The 6985-nt window shown below is 65.1% G+C and carries 6 protein-coding genes; 2 read left to right on the top strand and 4 right to left on the bottom strand.

Translation table 11 applies throughout. The features are described from left to right. Position 1 precedes the first annotated feature (1 nt). A complete protein-coding gene (locus EOA27_RS15420) occupies positions 2–2467 on the top strand; it encodes a TIGR02302 family protein (RefSeq protein ID WP_127256614.1) in 2466 nt (821 codons plus the stop codon). Between the two features lie 265 nt (positions 2468–2732). Here EOA27_RS15420 and EOA27_RS15410 read toward each other — a convergent pair whose 3' ends face one another. Next, positions 2733–3611 carry a LysR substrate-binding domain-containing protein gene (locus EOA27_RS15410; protein ID WP_126081029.1) on the bottom strand — a complete coding sequence of 293 codons (879 nt, stop codon included), beginning with the start codon at positions 3609–3611 and terminating at the stop codon, positions 2733–2735. A 387-nt stretch (positions 3612–3998) separates the two neighbouring features. On the opposite strand from EOA27_RS15410, the gene EOA27_RS15405 reads away from it, so the two are divergent. Then, positions 3999–4952, top strand: coding sequence for a DMT family transporter (locus tag EOA27_RS15405; protein WP_126081028.1), 954 nt, complete (start codon positions 3999–4001; stop codon positions 4950–4952). On the opposite strand, the gene EOA27_RS15400 is transcribed toward EOA27_RS15405, so the two are convergent. The 3 genes from EOA27_RS15400 to EOA27_RS15390 form a co-directional block, all read right to left on the bottom strand. Further along, a complete protein-coding gene (locus EOA27_RS15400; RefSeq protein ID WP_126081027.1) occupies positions 4935–5306 on the bottom strand; it encodes a response regulator in 372 nt (123 codons plus the stop codon). The genes EOA27_RS15405 and EOA27_RS15400 overlap by 18 nt on opposite strands. Before the next feature lie 82 nt (positions 5307–5388). Next, positions 5389–5931 (bottom strand): hypoxanthine phosphoribosyltransferase, encoded by a 543-nt coding sequence (gene hpt, locus EOA27_RS15395; protein WP_126081026.1) that lies wholly within the window; start codon positions 5929–5931, stop codon positions 5389–5391. A 178-nt stretch (positions 5932–6109) separates the two neighbouring features. Further along, complete coding sequence (locus EOA27_RS15390; protein ID WP_126081025.1) at positions 6110–6745, bottom strand: hypothetical protein; 636 nt, start codon at positions 6743–6745, stop codon at positions 6110–6112. Positions 6746–6985 lie beyond the last annotated feature (240 nt).

Here is a 6985-nt window from a genome sequence, read left to right as displayed (position 1 = left end):
GATCGCCATCAGCCTGTTTCTCAGCTTTTCGTGGTTCGGCCTGTTCCCGCGTCTGCCCGACGTCGCGCGCATCGGCCTCTTGATCCTGTTCGCCCTGTCCGGGGTCGCGGCGCTCTATCCGCTGCGTTTCTTCCGCATGCCCTCTGCCGCCGAGATCGACAGGCGTATCGAGGCGGCAAACCAGTTGCTGCACAGCCCGGTCCAGGTGCAGACCGATCGTCCCAGCGGCGCCGAGAGCATCTTCTCGCAGGCCTTGTGGCGCGAGCACCAGAAGCGGATGGCCGAGCGGCTGTCGAGCCTCGGCGCCGACCGACCGCGCAGCCGCGTCCCGGACTACGATCGCTGGGGCCTGCGCGCCGTGGCGGGGCTGCTGTTCGTCACCGCTTTGGCCTTCTCCTTCGGGCCCTTCGGCGGCAGGGTCAGCGACGGCTTCGTTGCCCGCGCCGCGCGCGATACCGTGCCGCCGCGCATCGACGCCTGGGTGACGCCGCCCGCCTATACCGGCAAGGCGCCGCTGTTCCTGACCGCCGACGCCAACCAGGCGGTCCAGACCTTCTCGGTGCCGCAAGGCAGCGACGTTTCGCTGCGCGTCACGGGCAGTTCCGGAGAGGAGACGCTAAGCTACGCCGATCAAGACGGCAATGCGCGCGCCATCGAGCCCGCGGCGCCCAAAGGCCCCGCGCCTGCCAGCCAGGCCGCGCCCAAAGTGCGCCAGTTCTCCGGCAAGCTGGATTCGAACGGCACGCTGACGCTGAAATCCGCCGAAAGCGATCTCGGCCACTGGGCCTTTGCCGTCATTCCCGACAAGCCGCCGGCGATCCGCTTCGTCGGCGAGCCGAAGCGCGCCGTCAACGGCTCCATGGAGCTGAACTACGAGATCGATGACGATTACGGCGCAGCCTCGGCCAAGGCCGTTTTCGAGCTGTCGGATCCGCCGGCCGCCAATGCGCATCCGCTCTACGGCCCGCCGGACCTGCCGCTGACCCTGCCGCGCCGCGGCGGCAAGACGAATGCGGCCAAGACGACCAAGGACCTGACCGAGCATGTCTGGGCCGGCAGCGGCATCAAGCTGACGCTGAGCGTCACCGACGATGCCGGCCACACCGCGACCAGCGAAACCAAGACGCTCATGATGCCGGAGCGGCCCTTCGCCAACCCGCTGGCCCGCGCGGTGATCGAGCAGCGCCGGCTGTTGGCGCTGGATACCAACGCCAAGCCGCGCGTTCTCGACCTGATGGACGCGATCACGCTGCGGCCCGAGGACACGTTCGACAACATGTCGAACTATCTCGCCATCGTGAGCGCAAGGAGCCGTCTGAAGCTCTCCGAGAGCGACGACCAGCTGCGCAACGTCGTCTCCTATCTCTGGGAGCTCGCGCTCGGCATCGAGGAGGGCAATCTCTCGGCCGCCGAGCGGCGGCTGCGCCAGGCGCAGCAGGCCTTGCAGGACGCCATCAAGAATGGCGCCAGCGATCAGGAGATCGAGAAGGCGATGAAGGAACTGCGCGAGGCGATGAACCAGTTCCTGCAGGAATTCGCCCAGCGCGCGCAGCAGAACCCGAACGCGCCGCAGATGCAGCAGAACGGCCGCGAGCTGCGCCAGAGCGACATCGACCGCATGATGGATCAGATCGAAAACCTGGCCAAATCCGGCGATCGCGACAAGGCGCAGCAGCTTCTCTCCGAGCTGCAGGACATGATGAACAACCTGCAGGCCGGCCGCCAGCAGCAGGGCGGCGAGCAGGACAGCGAGCTGCGTCAGCAGATGGACAAGCTCGGCGACATCATGCGTCGCCAGCAGGAGATGATGAACGACACCTTCCGCCTGGACCAGATGCAGCGCGGTCAGCGTGGCGAAGGCGGCGAGCAGCAGCAGCTTGGCGAGGATGGCGAGCAGGGCCAGCCCAATGACCAGCAGCGGCCGGGTCCCGGCCAAGACCGCGATCCGCTGGCACGGCCGAAAATGTCGCCGAAGGATTTCGCCGATGCATTGAAGCAGTTGCAGGAAGGCCAGGGCCAGCTGCAGAGCGAGCTCAATCAGCTGAAGAAAGGGCTCGAAGGCATGGGCATGGAGCCCAATGAGGGTTTTGGCGAAGCCGGAAAGTCGATGGGCAATGCCGAGCAATCGCTCGGCCAGGGCGACGGCGACCAGGCCGTCGGCCACCAGGGTCGCGCGTTGGAAGCGCTGCGCCGCGGCGCCAAGGACATGATGAAGCAGATGCAGGCCATGCAGGGGGACCAGGGAGGCAGCGAGCAGGGCGGTCGCGAGCAGAATGCCGACCGTGACCCGCTGGGACGGCCGCGCGCCACCAATGGCCCCGATGACGGCACTTCGGTCAAGGTTCCCGACGAGATCGACGTCCAGCGCGCCCGCCAGATCCTCGACGCGATCCGCAAGCGGCTCGGCAATGCGCTCAGCCCCGACATCGAGCGCAGCTATCTCGAACGGCTGCTGGAGCTGAAGTAGCTTCTGCCTCACAGCTGTTAGACTGGATGTGACGGCCCTTGCCCACTTTTGGGATGCTGGCGGGACAGCGCCCCCCTCTGTCCTGCCGGACATCTCCCCCACTTGGGGGGAGATCGGATGTCGTCACCGCTTTCGCCAATTGCCAGCGCCGCAATCACCAACACCGCAGGAAAAGCGCGGTCGCGGGAACTGGCAATCTCCCCCCTTGTGGGGGAGATGTCCGGTAGGACAGAGGGGGGCGCGAAGGATCGCTGTGCGTCGGTATCTATGCCGCAGGCGCGACCTGCCTTGTCAGCATGAAGGCGTCGCGGATCGCGTTTTCCATGCCGTCGATCGCCTCGCCGGTCGCGAGCGGATTGCGATGCAGGACGACGTTTGACGAATCGATGTCGCCGAAGCCGTCGGCGGCCGTCAATTCCCGGCAATCGGGCGGGATGTTGCTGCGCGAAATCGGCGCGATCGCCAGGCCGGAAGTCACCGCGAGCGTCAGGCCGCCATTGGTGTCGCTGGTATAGGCGACGCGGTAATCGAGGCCGCGCTGCTGCAGCGACTTGATGGCGAAGTCGCGGCACCAGCCGTTGCGGCTGTAGAGCGCGATCGGCACCGGCCGGTCCTCATGCATGCGGTGCAGCGTCGAAGTCACCCAGACCGTCGGGTCGTGCATCAGCACCTCGCCGCCGGAAGAGCCCTCCCATTCGAACACCACGGCGAGATCGAGCTCGCCGGCCGCGAGCGCCCTCACCTGCGAATCCGAATGCGCGTAGCGCACCGTGACCTCGACGCGCGGATGGCGCTTGGCGAATTCGCCCAGCGCCCGCGACAGGATCGAGCGGCCATATTCGGCCGGGATGCCGATGCGCACCAGCCCGCCAAGCGGCGGCGCCACCAGCGAGGCAGCCGTTTCGTCGAGCAGCGAGACGATCCGGCGCGCATTGGCGATCAACTCGCCGCCGCGGCGCGTCAGCGCCACGCCGCGCGAGCCGCGCTCGAACAGATTGTCGCCGACCATGTCCTCCAGCTTCTTCATCTGCATGGACACGGCCGATTGCGTGCGCCCGGCTTTCTCCGCCGCGCGCGTGAAATTGCCGGTTTCGGCCACCGCCACGAAGGTGCGCAGGAGGTCGCTGTCGAGGACTGGTCTCATCGAAAACCGCCATAAGCAAATCTGATTGCTGGCATCATCCCAATTCGTTTGCAACATGTCAAACGCCGCAGGATAGTTCCCATACCCATTGGATAGGCGGTCGCGAGTCGGCCGCGGACCAATCGAAGAGTCCTCACTCGTACCCGCTGCGCGAAACGGTAGCGGGTTCTTTTTAAGAGCATGATCCCGAACCGAAGGACCGCGTCAGCGAAAAGTGGGAACCGGTTTTCGGGCGAGATCATGCTCAAACAACAAGAGTTGGAGCAGGATGACGGTTCAACGAAGCGTCATCCTGCTCTAGGAGCAATTCCAGGAAAAGTGCTTGCGGTTTTCCGTCCGGAATTGCGTGAAATGAATATCGATGCGGCTCGCGGGGGGCCGAGACTGATGCGGAACCGGTTGGTGCTTGGCATTCTGAGCCTCTGCCTCGGCGTGCTGGTCTTTTCGCTGCAGGATCCGCTGGTGAAGGCGGTGTCGGGCGGCTATCCGGTGACCGAGGTGATGGCGATCCGCGCCATCGTCGCGCTGCCGATCCTGATCGTCATCGTCCAGGCCGATGTCGGCCTGAAGGCGGTGCTGTCCAAGCGCTTCGGCCTGCTGACGCTGCGCGCCTTCATCCAGTTCTCGTCCTATACGGTCTATTATCTCGCGATCGCGGCCTTGCCCCTGGCAGACGCGGTGGCGCTCTATTTCATGGCGCCGCTGTTCATCATGGCGATGGCCGGACCTTATCTCGGCGAGCGCGTCTCCTGGAAGACGCTGGCGACGGTGCTGATCGGCCTTGTCGGCGTGCTGGTGATGGTGCGCCCGGGCGCCGGCGTGTTCGACTGGGCGGCGCTGCTGTCGCTGGGCTCGGCCTTCCTATACGGCTTTTCGCAGTTGATGGCGCGCCGCATCGGCGACACCGAATCATCGACGGTGATGGCCTTCTACCAGAACGGCGCTTATCTCAGCGGCGCCGTCGCGGTCGCGACCGTCTTCCATCTCGCCGGCATCACCCATGCGGCGCATCCGAGCGTCGAATTCCTGGTGCGGCCGTGGGTGTGGCCGACGATGCCGGATTTCCTGAAGATGGCCGCCTGCGGCTTCGTCGCTTCCGCCGGCATGATCCTGCTGTCGCAAGCCTACCGAATGGCGCCGGCAAACCGCGTCGCCACCTTCGAATACACCGGCATCCTGTGGTCGCCGCTGTGGGGTTTCCTGTTCTTCGCCGAAGTGCCGCGCGAGACGACCGTGCTCGGCGCGGCGCTGATCATCGGCGCCGGCCTGCTTGCGCTCACCGGCGAGCGCCGGCGAAGCGCAGCACCCGCGGCCGGTGCGGTCTCAAGCGAAGCAGCTTAACGCCTTGCCGACGCGGGCGCGGATCTCGGCAAGCGTGAACGGCTTCTGCACGACGTCGAGGATGATGCCGTTGAGCTCCTCGGCGCGCTCGCGCTGGTCGGCATAGCCGGTCATCAGCATGATCCGCAGCGTCGGGAACTCTCTTGCGGCGGCAGTCGCCATCTCGATGCCGTCCATCTCCGGCATACGGATGTCGGACACCACCAGATCGTAGCCGCCGCGGGCCTGCCGGATCGCGTCCAGCCCTTGCGACCCATCGGTGGCGACGGTGACATCATGGCCGTCGCGCTCCAGAGCGCGGGCGGCGAGGGTGCGGACGGACTCATCGTCCTCGACGATCAGAAGCTTTGCCATGCCGAGATAGATGCCGGCGAAACGTTGACGTTTTCTGAAAATTCTAACGATCAGCGGCTTTTCGGGGCGAAACGGGGGCTCTTCAGGCGTCGCCCTTCACCACCCCGACAAACGGCAGTTCGCGAAACGCGTGGGCGACGTCCATGCCATAGCCGACCACGAAATAGTCCGGGCAGTCGAAGCCGACATAATCGGCGTTGAGCGCGGTCTGACGGCGCATGCGCTTGTCGAGCAGCACCGCGATGGCGCAGCTCCTGGCGCCGCGCGCCAGCATCAGATCGCGGGTGTAGGAAAGCGTCTTGCCGGATTCCAGTATGTCGTCGATCAACAGCACGTCGCGGCCGGCGACCTCGTTGTCGATGTCGCGCAGCACCCTGACCTCGCCGCTCGTGGTGCCGGCGCCGTAGCTCGAGATGAAGATGAACTCGACTTCCGGCGACAGGCCGACATCATGCATGGCGCGGATGAGATCGGCCGCGAAGACGAACGAGCCCTTGAGAATCGATATCACCAGCAGGTCATGGTAGTCGCGCCCGGCGATTTCCTTGGCGAGCTCGAGATTGCGGCGCGCGATTGCCGACGCCGAAAACAGCACCTCGATGTCCTTGCCGCGCACAACTGGCATTCTTTCGTCCTTCAGAATCACCTGGGATGCCAGGTGCTAGGTGTATCGAGATTCAGGTCAGGCCGAGCCGAGAACGATGGCTTCCGAGAACCGGAGCGGAGCGTACCTGAAGTGCGTGAGCACCGGAAGCGCAGGAAGCCGTCGTTCGCAGGCCGGCCTCACCTGAATATCGGCATACCTAGCCGGCGAAGATTACTGCGACAGTCCTGACGCCGTTTCTAGGCACATCGAGGCGGCTGGAAAAGCCGAATCTTTCGCCGGGTGCCAGTGCGCGATTGGATGTCCCCAGCCTGTAGCGGATGATATTGCGGTCGTTGTCGGTGACGCGGATTTCGAGCGGCGGCAATGCTTGCGATGTCAAACCGTCATTGGCTGCCTCGCCATCGACGAACAACACCGGTTTCAGGCCCGACGCATCGATGCGCGACGTCACGCCGGAAATGGTGAGTGCGCTCGCCGGCCCAGCGGTCACCCAGAACGGACTGTGCCGGACCAGCGCATGACCGCCCGACACCCAGAAGGAGGAGAGTGCTATGCCGACTCCGGCGATCCAGAACATCGGGCCGCCCCGCGACGGCCGCGACGGCGCGGCATCCGGCTTGCGCAGCATGCCCATGCCTTCGATCGGCGGCGGCGGCGGGATCTGCGGCTGGGGCGGCGACCGCTCCGGATGCGCGGCAAAACGCGGCAGCACCACATAGTCGGCATCGACGATGTCGGCCGCATTGGACATGGCGCGCTCCGGCGCGGCATGTGTTGCCGGGCCGGTCATGATTTCGCCGGAAACGGGGCGCGCGGTTCTATTCTCAGCCATTACGGCACCAGTGCAGTCTTCGTTTCTTTTGCGTAAACGGAATTGGTTAACGCTTCCCCACCGGAATGGCCTTGACGAGTACCGATCGTAGAAAAATTAACCGCCGGTTAACCATGCCGGCCGATGGTCTGTTAATGTAGATCGTGGCGCGTCGCCGCCGAAAGTTTCAGGTCGCCGAACGTGATCCGCTTCGAAAATGTCGGCCTCCGCTATGGCATGGGTCCGGAGATCCTCCGCGAC

This window comes from Mesorhizobium sp. M2A.F.Ca.ET.037.01.1.1 (genome assembly GCF_003998075.1).
In the GTDB taxonomy this organism is placed as follows: Bacteria; Pseudomonadota; Alphaproteobacteria; order Rhizobiales; family Rhizobiaceae; genus Mesorhizobium.
This window is presented reverse-complemented; position numbering and strand designations above follow the sequence as displayed.

Excerpts from the sequence above, each read along its gene's own strand:
- EOA27_RS15410 (WP_126081029.1), bottom strand. The coding sequence starts at position 3,611 with ATGAGACCAGTCCTCGACAGCGACCTCCTGCGCACCTTCGTGGCGGTG.
- EOA27_RS15405 (WP_126081028.1), top strand. The coding sequence starts at position 3,999 with ATGCGGAACCGGTTGGTGCTTGGCATTCTGAGCCTCTGCCTCGGCGTG.
- EOA27_RS15400 (WP_126081027.1), bottom strand. The coding sequence starts at position 5,306 with ATGGCAAAGCTTCTGATCGTCGAGGACGATGAGTCCGTCCGCACCCTC.
- hpt (WP_126081026.1), bottom strand. The coding sequence starts at position 5,931 with ATGCCAGTTGTGCGCGGCAAGGACATCGAGGTGCTGTTTTCGGCGTCG.
- EOA27_RS15390 (WP_126081025.1), bottom strand. The coding sequence starts at position 6,745 with ATGGCTGAGAATAGAACCGCGCGCCCCGTTTCCGGCGAAATCATGACC.